Source organism: Pigmentiphaga sp., from assembly GCF_033795525.1.
Classification (GTDB): domain Bacteria; phylum Pseudomonadota; class Gammaproteobacteria; order Burkholderiales; family Burkholderiaceae_B; genus Pigmentiphaga.
The window spans coordinates 78,655-94,668 of the sequence record NZ_JARYGM010000011.1; the positions used below are offsets into that span (position 1 = coordinate 78,655).

Consider the following 16,014-nt stretch of genomic DNA (forward strand, 5'->3'; position numbering starts at 1 on the left):
GACTGCTCTCAGGCCGGCCGGGCGACACCCTTGAGCAGGACCAGTACGACGCCCGAGCCGCCATCGTTGTCGCGGGCTTCGACAAAGGCCAGCACCTCTTCTTTCTGTACCAGCCAGCGCCGCACCTTTTCCTTCAGGATGGGGGTGCGGTTCTTCGAGCCCAGGCCCTTGCCGTGGATGATGCGCACGCAGCGCATTTCCTGCCGCACGCAGGCACGCAGGAATTCGCCCAGCGCCTCGCGGGCTTCGTCTACCCGGTAGCCATGCAGGTCGAGCTGGGACTGGACCGTCCATTGACCGCGCCGGAGCTTGCGCACCACGTCGGGGCCGAGGCCGCTGCGGCGGTAGGAAAGCGTATCGTCGGTTTCTATCAGCCAATCGGCGCCGTACTCGTCGGAAATGGACTCGCGCAGTACCTCGGAATCGTCTTCCCATCGCTTGTAAGGCAAGGGGGGAGGGGGAACCGGGGCGGGGTCGACGCGGCCGTCCGGTTTGAGCGGTACGACTTCGCCGATCAGGACGCGGAATTCCGCGGCCGCGCGGCGAGCCTCCGCGGCCCGGCGGCGCGCTTCCCGTTCGGCCGCCTCCTCGGCCTGCCGGCGTTCCTGCAGCTCGCGATGCAGTGCCTTGAGGCCGGCCAGGCCGGTGCGACCGGATCTGCCGTTCATCCCGGCACGCGGCGCTACACCGCTTCGCCGTCCAGCCAGCGCTGGGCGTCGAGCGCCGCCATGCAGCCGGTACCGGCGCTGGTGATGGCCTGGCGGTAGACGTGGTCCTGGACATCGCCGGCGGCGAATACGCCAGGTACGGACGTCATCGTGGCCAGGCCGTTCAGGCCGCTGCGGGTCACGATGTAGTCGTCCTTCATTTCCACCTGGCCCTTGAAGATGCCCGTATTGGGCTGGTGGCCGATGGCGATGAAGACGCCGCTGACGGCGATGTCCTCGGTCTCGCCGGTCTGGTTGTTGCGCAGCCGCGCGCCGGTGACGCCGGAGTCGTCGCCCAGGACTTCCTGGAGCTCGTTGAACAGCTTCAGGACGATGCGGCCTTCGGCCACTTTCTCGTTCAGCTTGTCCACCATGATGGGCTCGGCGCGGAATTTGTCGCGGCGGTGGATCAGCGTGACGGTACGGCAGATGTTGGCGAGGTAAAGCGCCTCTTCCACTGCGGTGTTGCCGCCGCCGACCACGGCCACGTCCTGGTTCTTGTAGAAGAAGCCATCGCAGGTAGCGCAGCCGGATACGCCCCGGCCTTTATAGGCTTCTTCGGAAGGCAGGCCGAGGTACTTGGCCGAGGCGCCGGTGGCGATGATCAGCGCGTCGCAGGTATAGGTGCCCGAGTCGCCTTCCAGCTTGAACGGCCGCTGGCCCAGGTGGGCGGTGTGGATATGGTCGAACACGATGTTGGTGTTGAACCGCTCGGCGTGCTGCTGGAAGCGCTGCATCAGCTCCGGGCCCTGTACGCCATTGACGTCGGCGGGCCAGTTGTCCACCTCGGTGGTCGTCATGAGCTGGCCGCCTTGCTCGACGCCGGTGACCAGCATGGGCGACAGGTTGGCGCGGGCAGCATAGATGGCGGCGGTGTATCCGGCCGGCCCCGACCCGAGGATGAGGACTTTCGCGTGTTTGTCTTGACTCATAATCTCAATGTTTCCATGGCGCCCTGCGCCGACTCGTACCTATGATGATAGGTGATTCCGGTTGCGTCGATTTCAACCTGGCCTGCGCATGGGCGCGTGGCAGGACCCCATTATAGGTTTCGCCTTGTTGCACTGTGCTTGGGTTTTTCTATCGTTACCATAGGCGGGCAGCCCGCTTGCGGCCCGCCTGCCACTTATAATCACGGCATGGCACGTACCGCTACCGCGGGGAATACCCGCAACTCGCAAACCGCTGGCAGCTCCGCCGGTGCCTTGCCCGGCCGCCTCTCGCGCCTGTTCCGCGAGGCCCGCTGGATCCTGTTCGCCGCCCTGGCGGTCTATCTGACGCTGGTCCTGGCTACCTACAATTCCGCCGATCCGGGCTGGTCGCACGCCGTGCAGATCGACCGGGTCCACAACAGCGGGGGCCGGTTCGGCGCCTGGCTGGCCGATTTGATCCTGTTCCTGATCGGTGCATCGGCCTGGTGGCTGGTGGTCCTGTTGTTGCAGCGGGTCTACGCCAGCTACCTGCGCCTGGCGAACCAGTTCCTGCGGGGTGGTGCGGATTCCGACGTGCCCCAGCGCGTGCGCTGGGAGCAGGGCCTCGGATTCTGCGCCCTGCTTATCGGTTCGGTGGGCCTGGAAGCCTTGCGCCTGCGGTCGCTGGGCGAGTCCCTGCCGCACGGCAGCGGCGGCATGATAGGCGAAACCATCGCCAAATACGCTTCCTCGGCTTTCGGCTATACGGGTGGCACGCTGTTGCTGCTGGTGCTGTTTGCCATCGGCGCCAGCCTGTTTTTCGGTTTTTCCTGGTTGGTGGTGGCCGAGAAGGTCGGTTCCTGGCTCGAATGGAGCGTGCGCCGGCTCAAGAATGCCTGGCAGGCCCGCGAGGACCGGCGGGTGGGCGAGGTTGCCGTGCAGGCACGGGCCGAGGTGGTTGTTGCCAAGCAGGAAAAGCTGGTACACGAACAGCCGGTCCGGATCGAGCCCGCGGTGACCGTGGTACCCAAGTCCGAGCGCGTCGAAAAGGAAAAGCAGCAGATCCTGTTCGCCGAGATGAGCGACGGCCAGCTGCCGCCCCTGAGCCTGCTCGATCCGCCCCCGGCCAACCAGGAAACGGTTTCCACCGAGACCCTGGAATTCACCTCGCGCCTGATCGAAAAGAAGCTGGCTGACTTCGGTGTGCAGGTGTCGGTCGTCACCGCCCAGCCCGGGCCCGTCGTCACCCGTTACGAGATCGAGCCGGCGGTCGGCGTCAAGGGCAGCCAGATCGTCAATCTGGCCAAGGACCTGGCGCGGGCGCTGAGCCTGGTCAGCATCCGGGTGGTGGAAACCATCCCGGGCAAGAACCTCATGGGCCTGGAGTTGCCCAACATGCGGCGCCAGACGGTCAAGCTGTCCGAAATCCTGGGTTCGCAGACCTACCATGGCAGCGCGTCGGTGCTGACCATGGCGCTGGGCAAGGATATTGCCGGCAAGCCCGTGGTGGCCGACCTCGCCAAGATGCCCCACTTGCTGGTGGCGGGCACCACCGGTTCGGGCAAGTCGGTCGGGATCAACGCCATGATCCTGTCGCTGCTGTATAAGGCCGACCCCAGCCAGGTACGCCTGATCCTGATCGATCCCAAGATGCTCGAGATGAGCGTCTACGAAGGCATTCCGCACCTGTTGGCGCCGGTCGTGACCGATATGCGTCAGGCTGCCAACGCGCTCAACTGGTGCGTGGCCGAAATGGACAAGCGCTATCGCCTGATGAGCAAGCTCGGGGTGCGCAACCTGGCGGGCTACAACGCCAAGATCCACGACGCCATCAAGCGCGAGGAACCCATTCCCAACCCGTTCTCGCTCACGCCGGAATCGCCCGAGCCGCTGCAGCCCCTGCCCATGGTGGTGGTCATCATCGACGAGCTGGCCGACCTGATGATGGTGGTGGGCAAGAAGATCGAAGAACTGATCGCCCGCCTGGCCCAGAAGGCCCGCGCCGCCGGCATCCACCTGATCCTGGCGACCCAGCGGCCCAGCGTGGACGTGATCACCGGCCTGATCAAGGCCAACATTCCGACCCGTATCTCGTTCCAGGTTTCGTCCAAGATCGATTCGCGCACCATTCTCGACCAGATGGGCGCCGAAGCGTTGTTGGGGCAGGGCGACATGCTCTACATGCCGCCCGGGTCGGGATTGCCGACCCGCGTTCACGGGGCCTTCGTCAGCGACGACGAAGTGCACCGGGTGGTCGAGCAGTTGAAGGCCCAGGGCGAGCCCAACTACGAGGAAGGCATCCTCGAAGGCGCCATCGACGGCGAGACCGGCGATGGACTGGGCAGCGTGACGGGCATGGGCGATTCCGAATCCGACCCCATGTACGACCAGGCGGTGGAAGTGGTGCTCAAGCACCGCCGGGCCTCCATATCGCTGGTGCAGCGCCATTTGCGCATCGGTTACAACCGTGCCGCCCGCTTACTGGAGCAAATGGAACGTTCGGGTATGGTTTCCGCCATGCAGTCCAACGGCAACCGCGAGATCCTGGTGCCCGCCAGCCAGGGCGAGTAACCGGTCCGGCCGCCGCGCTGCGCTACGGAGATTCCCGCTATGAATTTCGTTTCCAAGACAGCCGCCATCCTGGCGCGTACCGCGGCTACCGCCGGGCTGGCCCTGGCACTGGCCGTGCCGGGGGTGGTGCGGGCAAGCGCCATCGATCAGCTTCATGCCTTTGCCGGCAACACCCAGTCGGCGCGCGGCAGCTTTTCCCAGGTAACACGCGGCAACGGCAGCCAAGCCGCACCGGTGCAGTCCGGCGAGTTCGCCTTCCAGCGGCCGGGCCGCTTCCGCTGGCAAGTGTCCAAACCGTATGAACAATTGATTGTCTCGGATGGCAAGGAGTTGTTTCAGTACGACCCGGACCTGAGCCAGGTGACCGTTCGCACCGTCGGCGAAGCCATCGGCTCCTCCCCCGCGCAGATCCTGTTCGGTTCAGGGTCGCTTGAGCAATCGTTCAACGTGGCCGAACAGCCCGAGCGGGACGGCTTGCAATGGCTGCGCGCCACCCCCAAGAGTCCCGATGCCGGCTTTTCGCGCGTGGACATCGCGTTCAAGGACGGCTTGCCGGCCAGGCTGGAGCTGCTGGACGCCTTCGGCCAGACCACCTCCATCACCTTCACCGGCATTGTCCGCAACCCCCAGTTGCCGCAGGACAGCTTCCGCTTTACTGCCCCGGCCGGGGTGGACGTGGTGCGGATGGACGGCCAGCAACCGGCAGGCGCGCGCTAAGGACGCCGGGAGGCCTCCATGTCCGACCTGTTCCCCGACGACGATCCGCCTACCCCCAAGGCGCCCGACGCGGCCGCGCCGCTGGCCGAGCGGCTGCGGCCGCGCTCGCTGGATGAAGTGGTCGGCCAGAGCCATCTGCTGGGCCCTGGCAAGCCGCTGCGCGTGGCGTTCCAGTCGGGCCGGCCGCATTCGATGATCTTCTGGGGGCCGCCGGGCGTGGGCAAGACCACGCTGGCGCGCCTCATGGCCAGTGCCTTCGATGCCCAATTCATCGCGATGTCCGCCGTGCTGGGCGGTGTGAAGGACATCCGCGACGCCGTGGTTGCCGCGCAGGCGGCGCAGGCCAAGGGCCGCCGCACCATCCTGTTCGTCGACGAGGTCCACCGCTTCAACAAGGCCCAGCAGGATGCCTTCCTGCCGTACGTCGAAAGCGGGTTGTTCACTTTCATCGGCGCCACCACCGAGAATCCTTCGTTCGAGGTCAACTCGGCACTGTTGTCGCGGGCGCGGGTGTACGTGCTGCAGCCGCTGAGCGTCGAGGAACTCAGGACGCTTATTGCCAAGGCCGTGGCCACGCTGGGCGACATCGAATTCGACGAAGCGTCCCAGGCGCAACTGGCTGCCTGGGCCGACGGCGACGCCCGGCGGGTGATCAACGCCGTCGAAGTGGTTGCCGATTCGGCCCGCGGCGCGGGGCGTACCCAGGTCGACGCCCAATGGCTGGAGACCGCGCTGTCGCAGAACCTGCGCCGCTTCGACAAGGGCGGCGACGCCTTCTACGACCAGATCAGCGCCTTGCACAAGGCCGTGCGCGGATCCGATCCCGACGCCTCGCTCTACTGGTTCTGCCGCATGCTCGACGGCGGCGCCGACCCGCGCTACCTGGCCCGCCGCATCATACGCATGGCGGTCGAGGACATCGGGCTGGCCGATCCGCGCGCCCTCGATATCGCCATGGCGGGCGCCGATGTCTACGAGCGGCTCGGCTCGCCCGAGGGGGAACTGGCATTGGCCCAGGCCGTGGTGTATCTGGCCTGTGCCGCCAAGTCCAATGCTGTCTACAGCGCCTACAACGCCGCCCGGCGCTTTGCCGCCGACAACGGCAGCGCGCCGGTGCCCATGCACCTCCGCAATGCGCCGACCAAGCTGCTCAAGCAGCTGGGGCACGGCAAGCAATACCGCTACGCGCACGACGAACCCCATGCCTATGCCGCCGGCGTGGACTATTTCCCGGACGGGCTGCGCGCCAGCTTCTACCAGCCCACGGATCGCGGCCTCGAAGCCAAGATCGCCCAGAAGCTGGCCTTCCTGCGCGAACTCGACCGGCAGGCCTCGGACGATTAAGAGGCTTGTTCCGGACCGCATCCTGGGCGCAGAATGCGCCTACGATGCGGCGGTGCCGCGGTACCCGACATGCAATGGCAATGCCGTCATTGGGAAAATGGTCTTGTAGTGCCTACACACGAGGAGCGGATCCATGAGCGGGTATCTCGAGGTGCTGACCCCCCAGAATTGCCAGCTGATCTTCATCGACCAGCAGCCGCAGATGGCCTTTGGCGTGCAGTCCATCGACCGCCAGGCCCTCAAGAACAACGTAGTGGCGTTGGCCAAGGCGGCCAAGGTCTTCGGCATACCGACCACCATCACCACCGTGGAGACGGACGGTTTTTCCGGCAATACCTATCCCGAACTGCTGGCGGTCTTTCCCGAGAACAAGATCCTCGAGCGCACGTCCATGAATTCCTGGGACGACCAGAACGTGCGCGACGCGCTGGCGGCCAACGGGCGCAAGAAAGTCATCGTCTCGGGCCTGTGGACCGAAGTCTGCAATACGACCTTCGCGCTGTGCGCCATGAAGGAAGGCGGCTATGAAATCTACATGGTGGCCGACGCCTCTGGCGGCACTTCGGTGGATGCCCACAAGTACGCCATGGACCGCATGGTCCAGGCGGGCGCCGTACCGATGACCTGGCAGCAGGTGATGCTGGAATGGCAGCGCGACTGGGCGCGCAAGGAAACCTACGATGCGGTCACCGGCATCGTCAAGGAGCATTCCGGCGCCTACGGCATGGGCATCGACTACGCCGTTACGCACGTGCACAAAGGGGCGGAGCGCGTCCAGCATGGCGAGCGGATCGGCCCCAACCCTGCCAAGTAGCGGCGCCCGGCGCCCAGCCGCGGGCAGTGCCCGCTGTCCTATTGCAACGCTGGTTCCGGCCGGGGAGGCCCGTAGAACATGAGCGCTCGAAGCATTGCCGACCTGGTGCTGCACCACGGCCGCATCACGACCCTGGACCCCGGCAAGCCCGTGGCCAGCGCGGTAGCGATCAAGGACGGGAAGTTCGTCGCCGTGGGCGACGATGCGGAAATCCTGGCCCTGGCCGGTCCCGCGACGACCGTCATCGACCTGGACAACCGGAGCGTACTGCCGGGGCTGGTCGACAATCACACTCATGTCGTGCGGGGCGGCCTCAACTTCAACATGGAGCTGCGCTGGGACGGCGTGCGCTCGCTGGCCGATGCCATGGACATGCTGCGGCGCCAGGTCGCGGTCACCCCGCCGCCCCAATGGGTGCGGGTGGTGGGCGGTTTTACGGAACACCAGTTCACCGAGCAACGCCTGCCGACCATCGAGGAAATCAACGCGATCGCACCCGACACGCCGGTATTCCTGCTGCACCTGTACGATCGGGCGCTGCTCAATGCCGCGGCGCTGCGCGCCGTGGGCTACACCAAGGACACGCCCGAGCCCCCGGGCGGCGAGATCTCCCGCGATGCGAACGGCCAGCCCACGGGACTGCTGCTGGCCAAGCCCAACGCGCAGATCCTGTATGCCACGCTGGCCAAGGGGCCCAAGCTGCCGTTCGACTACCAGGTCAACTCGACGCGCCATTTCATGCGCGAGCTCAATCGCCTGGGCGTGACCGGCGTCATCGATGCCGGCGGCGGATTCCAGAACTACCCCGAGGATTACGCCGTGATCCAGCAACTGGCCGACGAAGGCCGGATGACGGTGCGCCTGGCCTACAACCTGTTCACCCAGAAGCCCAGGCAAGAAAAAGAGGATTTCCTGAACTGGACCGCCAGCGTCGCCTACAAGCAGGGAGACGACTATTTCCGCCATAACGGCGCCGGCGAAATGCTGGTATTTTCCGCGGCCGACTTCGAAGACTTCCGCCAGCCGCGGCCCGACATGCCGCCGGAAATGGAGGGCGAGCTCGAAGAGGTCGTGCGCATCCTGGCCCAGAACCGCTGGCCGTGGCGGCTCCATGCCACCTACGACGAAACCATCTCGCGCGCGCTGGACGTGTTCGAGAAGGTCAACCGGGATATCCCCCTGCAGGGGCTGAACTGGTTCTTCGACCATGCCGAGACGATTTCCGACCGCTCCATCGATCGCATCGCGGCGCTCGGCGGCGGCATCGCGGTCCAGCACCGGATGGCCTACCAGGGGGAATATTTCGTCGAGCGGTACGGGGCGCGGGCGGCCGAGGCCACGCCGCCCATTGCCCGCATGCTGGAGAAGGGCGTGAAGGTGTCGGCCGGCACCGATGCCACGCGCGTCGCTTCCTATAACCCGTGGGTCTCGCTGGCGTGGATGATCACCGGCAAGACCGTCGGCGGCCTGCAGATCTACCCGCGCCGCAACTGCCTGGACCGGGAGACGGCCTTGCGCATGTGGACCGAGAAGGTCGCATGGTTTTCTAATGAAGAGGGCAAGCGGGGCTGCATCCGCCCCGGCCAGTTCGCCGACCTGATCGTGCCCGATAAAGACTTCTTCGCCTGCCCCGAAGACGAGATTTCTTTCATGACTTCCGAGCTCACCATGGTGGGCGGCCGGATCGTGTACGGCGCGGGCGACTTTGCCGACCTGGACGACAACCCCTTGCCACCCCCCATGCCGGACTGGTCGCCGGTACGCCGGTTCGGCGGCTATGCCGCCTGGGGCGAACCGGACGGCGCGGGCCGCGACTCGCTGCGCTACCGCCGGGTAGGGGCGTGCGGGTGCGCCCATTCCTGCGGCCTGCATGGGCACGATCACGCCAGGGCGTGGGCCGCGACGCTGCCTGTGTCGGACGCGCAGGGGTTCTTCGGCGCCCTGGGCTGCTCCTGCTGGGCGGTCTAACGATGGGTCCGGCACGGGACGCAAACCATGGCGAATGAACCGTCGGCGGCCGCAAGCGGCTTCGCCCCACTGCGGCAAAGGCTGTTTGCCGTCCTCTGGGGGGCGACGGTGATCGGCAACACCGGCAGCTTCATCCGCGATGTAGCCAGCGCCTGGATCATGACCGACCTGTCCTCCTCGCCGACCGCGGTGGCGATGGTGCAGGCGGCCGCCACCCTGCCGATTTTCCTGCTGGCTATTCCCGCCGGCGTGCTGGCCGATATCCTGGACCGGCGCAAGTTCCTGATAGGCATCCAATTGCTGTTGGCAGCGGTGAGCGTCTGCCTCATGCTGCTGTCGGCAGCCGGGCTCCAGTCGGTCACGTCGCTGGTGGCCCTGACGTTCCTGGGCGGCGTGGGCGCTGCGCTGATGGGGCCGACCTGGCAGGCCATCGTGCCGGAACTGGTCGACAGAAAGGACGTCAAGAGCGCCGTTGCGCTCAACTCGCTGGGCATCAATATCGCCCGCGCAATCGGCCCCGCGTTGGGCGGCCTGATCCTGGCCGGCCTGGGCGCGGCCGTGACCTACGGCGCCGACGTGGCCAGCTACGTCTTCGTGATCGCCGCGCTGTTATGGTGGAAACGCCCCGTCGCGGCCGACGACGCACTGGCCGAACGCTTCCTGGGCGCTTTCCGCGCCGGCCTGCGCTATGCCCGCGCCAGCCGCGAGTTGCATATCGTCCTGCTGCGGGCCTTCGTGTTCTTCGCCTTGTCCAGCTCCGTCTGGGCCTTGCTCCCCCTGGTGGCGCGCACCTTGCTCGGCGGCGGGGCAGGGTTCTACGGCATCCTGCTGGGCGCGGTGGGCCTGGGCGCGATAATCGGGGCCGTGGCCCTGCCCAGGCTGCGCGACCGCATCAGTGCGGATGGCCTGTTGTTCCTGGCCGCCGCGGCGACTGCCGCCGTCATGCTCTTCCTGTCCATCGTCCGGATCCAATGGCTGGGCGTGGCGGCACTGCTGCTGCTCGGCGCCGCATGGATCACCGCGCTCACGACACTCAACGGCGCGGCGCAATCCATCTTGCCGAACTGGGTGCGCGGGCGTTCGCTCGCCGTCTACCTTACCGTCTTCAATGGCGCCATGACCGCTGGAAGCCTGGCCTGGGGCGCGGTGGCCGAACTGATAGGCGTCGCCCTGACACTGGTGGCGGGTGCCGTCGGGCTGTTGATCGCCGCCCTGGCCGCGCACCGGATCAAGCTCCCCAAGGGCGATGCCGACCTCGTCCCGTCCAATCATTGGCCCGAACCCTTGACGGCGAACCCGGTCGAGCACGACCGCGGCCCGGTCCTGATCCTGATCGAATACCGCGTCGCGCCCGCCGACCGTACCGCCTTCCTGGCGGCCATCACACGCTTGTCCGCCGAACGCCGCCGCGACGGTGCCTATGGCTGGGGGGTGACGGAGGACGTCGCGGATCCCGACGTGGTCGTGGAGTGGTTCATGGTGGAATCCTGGGCCGAACACCTGCGCCAGCATCGCCGCGTATCCAAGGCCGACGCCGACGTCCAGGAGGAAGTACAGCGGTTCCATCGCGGGGAACAGCCGCCCGCAGTGCGGCATTTCCTGGCGCTCGAGCCGGGCAGGGCGGGGGAGCCTGCGCCGGGACGCTAAAATCCCCCCATGCCCCGGTCGAACCCGCCGATGCGCGGTCCGCCGGGGCAACCTTTTCCTTTTTTGACGCGACTCTTTCCCATGCTCGATATCGCCCTGCTGCGCAAAGACATCCAGGCCGTGGCCGACCGGCTCAAAGACCGGGGCTACACCCTAGACCTCGCCGGTTTCAACTCGCTCGAGTCGCGGCGCAAGTCGGTGCAGACGGAAACCGAAAGCTTGCAGGCCCGCCGCAATGCCCTCGCCAAGCAGATCGGCATGCTCAAGGCCAAGGGCGAAGATGCCTCCGCCGTACTGGCCGAGTCCCAGGCCATCCCCGCTCGCCTCAAGGCGCTGGAAGACGACCTGGCCGGCATCCAGCGCGACATGCAGGACATGCTGCTGGCCGTGCCCAACCTGCCCCACGCCAGCGTGCCCGTCGGCGCCTCCAGCGACGACAACGTCGAAGTCCGCCGCTGGAGCCCCACCGGCAGCGAGCCTGCGCCGCTGCCTTTCGAGGCCAAGGACCACGTCGCGCTGGGCGAGCCGCTGGGCCTGGATTTCGAAACCGCGGTCAAGCTGTCGGGCTCCCGCTTCACGCTGATGCGCGGCCCCATCGCCCGCCTGCATCGCGCCCTGGCCCAGTTCATGCTGGATGTCCAGACCGGCGAGCACGGCTATACCGAGTGCTACACGCCTTACATCGTCAACACCGCCACCCTGGTCGGCACCGGCCAGCTGCCCAAGTTCAAGGACGACATGTTCTGGGTCACCAAGGGCGGCGAATCGGTCGACGAAAACGGCAATGCCGTGCCGCGCGAAGAGCTCTACCTGATCTCCACCTCGGAGATCACCCTGACCAACACCGTCCGCGGCGAGATCGTTCCCGCCGAGTCGCTGCCCATCAAACTGACCGCGCACACCCCGTGCTTCCGGTCCGAAGCCGGCAGCGCCGGCCGCGACACCCGCGGCATGATCCGGCAGCACCAGTTCGACAAGGTGGAAATGGTGCAGGTCGTCCATCCCGAGCGTTCGTACGACGCGCTGGAAGAAATGGTCGGCCACGCCGAAGCCGTGCTGCGCAAACTGGAATTGCCGTACCGCGTTGTCCTGCTCTGCACCGGGGACATGGGCTTTGGCGCCGCCAAGACCTACGACCTGGAAGTCTGGCTGCCGGCCCAGGGCGCGTATCGCGAGATTTCTTCGGTGTCGAACTGTGAAGCCTTCCAGGCGCGGCGCCTCCAGGCCCGCTTCCGCAACGCCCAGGGCAAGCCCGAACTGCTGCATACCCTCAACGGCTCCGGCCTGGCCGTGGGCCGCGCGCTGGTCGCGGTACTGGAAAACTACCAGCAGGCCGACGGCAGCATCATCGTGCCGCAGGCCTTGCGTCCCTATATGGGCGGCCTGGAGCGACTCATTCCGTAACATTCCCGGCATGCCGGACGCCTCGACGTGCGATAGCTTGGGGATCACTTGCACCCGAAGGAGTCCGCCATGCTGAAATGGGCTTTGATCTTTTTCGTCATTTCCATCATTGCCGCGCTGTTCGGGTTCACGGGCATCGCCGCCGGCGCCGCGTCCATCGCCAAGTTCCTGTTCTTCCTGTTCGTGGTCCTGTTCGTCATCTTCCTGGTGCTCGGCTTGACCGTGTACAAGAAGATTTCCGATTAGCGGGAGGCGACGGGTGCTAGACTTTTCTGCTATACTTTCCGGCTGTTGTTTAGTTCGGCCACGGACTAGGCATGCACTGCACGGTGCACGGAGAGGTGGCAGAGTGGTCGAATGTACCTGACTCGAAATCAGGCGTACGGTAACCCCGTACCGTGGGTTCGAATCCCACCCTCTCCGCCAGATTTTTGCCCGGACAAGTCCAGGGAAATGCAGAAACCCCGTAAAGTTCAACGACTTGCGGGGTTTTTTCTTTTCAGGGGCGTCCAAGTCGGTCGATTGCGATCCAGCTCGATTCTTCAAATCCGCAAGGCAAAGCCCTCTGACAAACCGCGCAAGCTTTCTGATGGAGGCGGCCTGTACCTGCTCGTGAACCAGGCGGGCAAGTATTGGCGCTGGAAGTACCGATTCGAGGGCAAAGAGAAGGTCATGGCGCTGGGGGTGTACCCCGAAGTGACCTTGGCCGAAGCCCGCGAGGCGCATCAGGCGGCGCGCAAGCTGTTGGCGGCGGGAGTAGACCCTGTCGCCGAGCGCAAGCAGCAGGTCGTCCAAGCCAAGATAACCTTCCAGCAGGTGGCGCGGAGCTGGTGGGACCATTGGTCGCCGGCCCGAAGCGCCCGCCACGCAGAATACGTCATCCGTCGGCTGGAAAGCGACGTGTTTCCGCTCCTGGGGAATCGGCCCATCGATGAAGTCCAGGCCCCCGAACTGGTGAAGATGACCAAGGCCATCGAGGAGCGAGGCGCGCTCGACATTGCCAAGCGCTCGCTGCAAACCTGCGGACAGATATTCCGCTATGCGATCGCCCACGGCCACGCCACGCGTAACCCCGCCACGGAAATCCGGCCTAGCGACATCCTGACGACCCGCAAGAAGCAGAACTACGCCCGCCTGGACGCCAAGGAACTGCCCGAGCTGCTGCGGCACATCGAGGTCTACCAGGGCAGCAGCGTCACCCGCTTGGCGATGAAGCTGATGGCAATGACTTTTGTCCGCACCAGCGAACTCATCGGGGCTCGCTGGGACGAATTCGACCTCGACAATGCCCGCTGGGACATCCCCGCGGAGCGCATGAAGATGAAGGCGCCGCACATCGTCCTGCTGTCGCGCCAGGCGGTCCAGTTGCTGCGCAACCTGCACACCCTGACTGGGCACCGCGCCCTGCTCTTTCCTGGCGACCGGAACCACGACAAGCCCATGTCGAACAACACCATCCTCAAGGCGCTGGAGCGCATGGGCTACAAAGGCAGGATGACCGGGCATGGATTCCGCGGCATTGCCTCGACCGTGCTGCACGAACACGGCTGGCCGCACGAGCATATCGAACTGCAATTGGCGCACCAGGAACGCGACGACACGAGCGCCGCGTACAACCATGCCTTGTACCTGAAGCCCCGGGCCAAGATGATGCAGTGGTGGTCGGACTATCTGGATCGGTGCATGGCGGGAGCGTCCATTACCTCGCTACGGGAAGAGGCGGCATGACCAGCTTGCCGGACAATGGCATGGGCACAAGCCATTGCGTTTTTTGCGCGGGAGTGATTCAATAGCGCCCGTCGCAGCGCGTGTCCCTCACCCCTGCGGCCGGCAAACCAGTACGGTGGGCCAGAGGCAAATCAGTCGTCTCCTAGCACCTACTCTCCAAAAGACGCAGCCCCTGCGTTGTGAGCATTTCAAGAGCGATGCTCCGCATATAAGCCCGCACCGGGTAAACCAAAAAATTCTGCTTAAAGCGCAAACCGATCCGGTCTCGGCATCGGCGCTTCGCTTCGCTCAATCGCGCCGCATTTCTGCCCGCGCGAACTCACCCTAAGACATCTATTGCTCAACGACTTATCCGCACACGCGGAAGGAGAAGACATGGCTTACGCATTTGCAGGGGCCTCTGCTACCCAGGAACACCAACAGGCCGCACATCATTGCGCCTCTCCGGATCAAGCCAACGTCCAAGCTTCGGCTCAACACGTTACGCTGATCCGCAGCGCCGAAGTTCAAGCGCGTACCGGCTTGTCGCGCAGCTCTATGTATGCGCGCATGAATCCCGGCGACCCCGCCTACGATAGGAGCTTTCCCCTCCCGGTGAACGTATCGTCTACCGGCAAGGTCAGCAATCGCTGGATCGCATCCGAAGTGGATGCATGGATCGTCAGTCGCCCGCGCACTCGCCAGCAGTAGGGGGAACAATGTCGCAGGTGATCCATTACGCCACGCCGGAGGACGGCGTCGAACTCATTCGTGCGGACGATGTACCTTCCCGGGCCTCGGACTGGCTGATGAAAGGCTGCTGGCCCGAAGGTGAGCTCGTCATCCTGGGAGGCAACGGGGGCTCGGGCAAGACACTGATTGCCATGGATTTGGTGGCGACGCTAAGCAATAGCGGCACGCGGTGCGGCAAATTTCCCGATGGCACCCCGGCCCGGCACGGCGCCGCCTTGATCTGGTCTTGCGAAGACGATTGGCAGCGAACCCTCATGCCGCGCCTGGATGCGGCAGGGGCCAACTTCAGGCATATTTTCTTTGTCGGCGACGTTATCGAGTTCAGTAGCCGCCGCAGCTTTGACTTCAAGCGGGATTTGCCAGGCTTGATTCGTCGTATCGAAGAGATTGGCGACGTGAGGCTCCTGGTGATCGACACGGTGATGGAGGTTATTTCTGGTGGCGGCGCCAGCGCCAAGAAAGTCCGCCAAGACCTGCTGAAACTGGTCGAGATCGCGCACAAGTACCGTATTACCGTCATCGGTATCGCGCACTTGGTCAAAGACGCGAAAAAGGGGGACTTGGTCAAGAGCCTGGCTGGTAGCCAGGCCTTCAGCAACCTGGCGCGCCACGTGCTGATCGCCATGCGGGTCAATATCCGCGGGCAAGGCCTGGATGACCCATCGGTTGGCGTCTTGACGTGTGCCAAGAGTAACCTCAGCAAGGCGGGCGGTGGATGGCTGTATGAGATTCACCCAGCATGGGTACAAGCCGTGGATGGACGTGAAATCGAGACGTCCCGCCTCATCTGGCACCGTCAAATGCTGCCGGGTTCTGCAGAGGAAATCCGGGATTGGGCCACAGCCGAAAAGAGCGAGATGGCGGCCAGCCCACGCAACCGAGCCGAAGAGTTCTTGGTGCGGTTTCTGGCTGATGGGCCAGTACCAGCGAGCGAAGTCCATGAGCGGGCGGGAGAGGACGGTATCACACCGAAGATGCTACGAACCGCCAGAGAGCGGCTGGGGGTGGTGTCGACCCGAGTGAGTGGTGACCGGCCGGGTGAGTCCTGGAACGAATGGTCATTGCCCGAGACGGACCGGGAGAAGGAGCCATTCCCGTTTCTCGACCCGGACTACGGGCACGCAGGGCAACCTGGGCAAGCAGGGCAACCTAGGCAAGCAGAGGAGCCAAAGGGGGCGCATGAGGCGACCCAAGGTAGCAAGACGGCACAGTTGTTCGATGCCTTCATGGGGTGGAGGCAAGGCGGCCCGTTCAATTCGTGATTGCAAACCTTTCTGTGGCGACATAAAAGCCCGTCCTCAAGACCGTGCATCCCCGGCGCCGGCTACCGAGCCACGTCGGGGATTCTCCCTTTGACAGCGTCATTTCGTCGGGGTGCTGGTCATGCTTCTTATGAAATAGATAAAGAAGCACTCCATTCCAGGATCAGGATCAGGACCAATAAAAAAATATCAACACGATTGATTCGTTG

At 64.9% G+C, this 16,014-nt stretch carries 13 protein-coding genes and 1 tRNA gene; 12 read left to right on the forward strand and 2 right to left on the reverse strand.

Annotated elements, in window-relative coordinates:
* Positions 1–8 precede the first annotated feature (8 nt).
* Complete coding sequence (locus QHC78_RS18480) at positions 9–668, reverse strand: Smr/MutS family protein (protein ID WP_319747184.1); 660 nt, start codon at positions 666–668, stop codon at positions 9–11.
* Positions 669–682: 14 nt separating this feature from the next.
* Positions 683–1,639 (reverse strand): thioredoxin-disulfide reductase, encoded by a 957-nt coding sequence (gene trxB / locus QHC78_RS18485; protein WP_319747186.1) that lies wholly within the window; start codon positions 1,637–1,639, stop codon positions 683–685.
* A gap of 207 nt (positions 1,640–1,846) precedes the next feature.
* Between trxB and QHC78_RS18490 the strand changes: the two genes are divergently transcribed.
* The 12 genes from QHC78_RS18490 to QHC78_RS18545 all read left to right on the forward strand — a co-directional run bounded on the left by QHC78_RS18490 (position 1,847) and on the right by QHC78_RS18545 (position 15,805).
* The gene (locus tag QHC78_RS18490) at positions 1,847–4,189 is read left to right on the forward strand and encodes a DNA translocase FtsK (RefSeq protein WP_319747189.1); all 2,343 of its coding nucleotides are present in this window, start codon (positions 1,847–1,849) and stop codon (positions 4,187–4,189) included.
* Positions 4,190–4,228: 39 nt separating this feature from the next.
* A complete protein-coding gene (gene lolA, locus QHC78_RS18495; protein ID WP_319747191.1) occupies positions 4,229–4,906 on the forward strand; it encodes an outer membrane lipoprotein chaperone LolA in 678 nt (225 codons plus the stop codon).
* Between the two features lie 18 nt (positions 4,907–4,924).
* Entirely contained in the window at positions 4,925–6,250 is a 1,326-nt protein-coding gene (locus tag QHC78_RS18500) for a replication-associated recombination protein A (protein ID WP_319747193.1), read from the forward strand.
* A 133-nt stretch (positions 6,251–6,383) separates the two neighbouring features.
* The gene (locus QHC78_RS18505; RefSeq protein WP_319747195.1) at positions 6,384–7,064 is read left to right on the forward strand and encodes a hydrolase; all 681 of its coding nucleotides are present in this window, start codon (positions 6,384–6,386) and stop codon (positions 7,062–7,064) included.
* 78 nt (positions 7,065–7,142) lie between these two features.
* Complete coding sequence (locus QHC78_RS18510; RefSeq protein WP_319747196.1) at positions 7,143–9,032, forward strand: amidohydrolase; 1,890 nt, start codon at positions 7,143–7,145, stop codon at positions 9,030–9,032.
* 27 nt (positions 9,033–9,059) lie between these two features.
* On the forward strand, positions 9,060–10,679 hold the full coding sequence (locus tag QHC78_RS18515; protein WP_319747198.1) for an MFS transporter: 1,620 nt from the start codon (positions 9,060–9,062) through the stop codon (positions 10,677–10,679).
* An 81-nt stretch (positions 10,680–10,760) separates the two neighbouring features.
* The gene (serS, locus tag QHC78_RS18520) at positions 10,761–12,083 is read left to right on the forward strand and encodes a serine--tRNA ligase (protein WP_319747199.1); all 1,323 of its coding nucleotides are present in this window, start codon (positions 10,761–10,763) and stop codon (positions 12,081–12,083) included.
* A 69-nt stretch (positions 12,084–12,152) separates the two neighbouring features.
* Positions 12,153–12,329: a DUF1328 family protein gene (locus tag QHC78_RS18525; protein WP_319747201.1), complete on the forward strand. Its 177-nt coding sequence runs from the start codon at positions 12,153–12,155 to the stop codon at positions 12,327–12,329.
* 89 nt (positions 12,330–12,418) lie between these two features.
* Positions 12,419–12,509, forward strand: a tRNA-Ser gene (locus tag QHC78_RS18530).
* Between the two features lie 111 nt (positions 12,510–12,620).
* Positions 12,621–13,811 carry a tyrosine-type recombinase/integrase gene (locus QHC78_RS18535; RefSeq protein WP_413816490.1) on the forward strand — a complete coding sequence of 397 codons (1,191 nt, stop codon included), beginning with the start codon at positions 12,621–12,623 and terminating at the stop codon, positions 13,809–13,811.
* 375 nt (positions 13,812–14,186) lie between these two features.
* Complete coding sequence (locus QHC78_RS18540) at positions 14,187–14,501, forward strand: helix-turn-helix transcriptional regulator (RefSeq protein WP_319747204.1); 315 nt, start codon at positions 14,187–14,189, stop codon at positions 14,499–14,501.
* 8 nt (positions 14,502–14,509) lie between these two features.
* The gene (locus QHC78_RS18545) at positions 14,510–15,805 is read left to right on the forward strand and encodes an AAA family ATPase (RefSeq protein WP_319747205.1); all 1,296 of its coding nucleotides are present in this window, start codon (positions 14,510–14,512) and stop codon (positions 15,803–15,805) included.
* The last annotated feature ends 209 nt before the right edge of the window (positions 15,806–16,014 follow it).

Excerpts from the sequence above, each read along its gene's own strand:
- serS (WP_319747199.1), top strand. The coding sequence starts at position 10,761 with ATGCTCGATATCGCCCTGCTGCGCAAAGACATCCAGGCCGTGGCCGAC.
- QHC78_RS18540 (WP_319747204.1), top strand. The coding sequence starts at position 14,187 with ATGGCTTACGCATTTGCAGGGGCCTCTGCTACCCAGGAACACCAACAG.
- QHC78_RS18490 (WP_319747189.1), top strand. The coding sequence starts at position 1,847 with ATGGCACGTACCGCTACCGCGGGGAATACCCGCAACTCGCAAACCGCT.
- QHC78_RS18505 (WP_319747195.1), top strand. The coding sequence starts at position 6,384 with ATGAGCGGGTATCTCGAGGTGCTGACCCCCCAGAATTGCCAGCTGATC.
- QHC78_RS18510 (WP_319747196.1), top strand. The coding sequence starts at position 7,143 with ATGAGCGCTCGAAGCATTGCCGACCTGGTGCTGCACCACGGCCGCATC.
- QHC78_RS18545 (WP_319747205.1), top strand. The coding sequence starts at position 14,510 with ATGTCGCAGGTGATCCATTACGCCACGCCGGAGGACGGCGTCGAACTC.
- QHC78_RS18500 (WP_319747193.1), top strand. The coding sequence starts at position 4,925 with ATGTCCGACCTGTTCCCCGACGACGATCCGCCTACCCCCAAGGCGCCC.
- QHC78_RS18515 (WP_319747198.1), top strand. The coding sequence starts at position 9,060 with ATGGCGAATGAACCGTCGGCGGCCGCAAGCGGCTTCGCCCCACTGCGG.
- lolA (WP_319747191.1), top strand. The coding sequence starts at position 4,229 with ATGAATTTCGTTTCCAAGACAGCCGCCATCCTGGCGCGTACCGCGGCT.
- QHC78_RS18480 (WP_319747184.1), bottom strand. The coding sequence starts at position 668 with ATGAACGGCAGATCCGGTCGCACCGGCCTGGCCGGCCTCAAGGCACTG.
- trxB (WP_319747186.1), bottom strand. The coding sequence starts at position 1,639 with ATGAGTCAAGACAAACACGCGAAAGTCCTCATCCTCGGGTCGGGGCCG.
- QHC78_RS18525 (WP_319747201.1), top strand. The coding sequence starts at position 12,153 with ATGCTGAAATGGGCTTTGATCTTTTTCGTCATTTCCATCATTGCCGCG.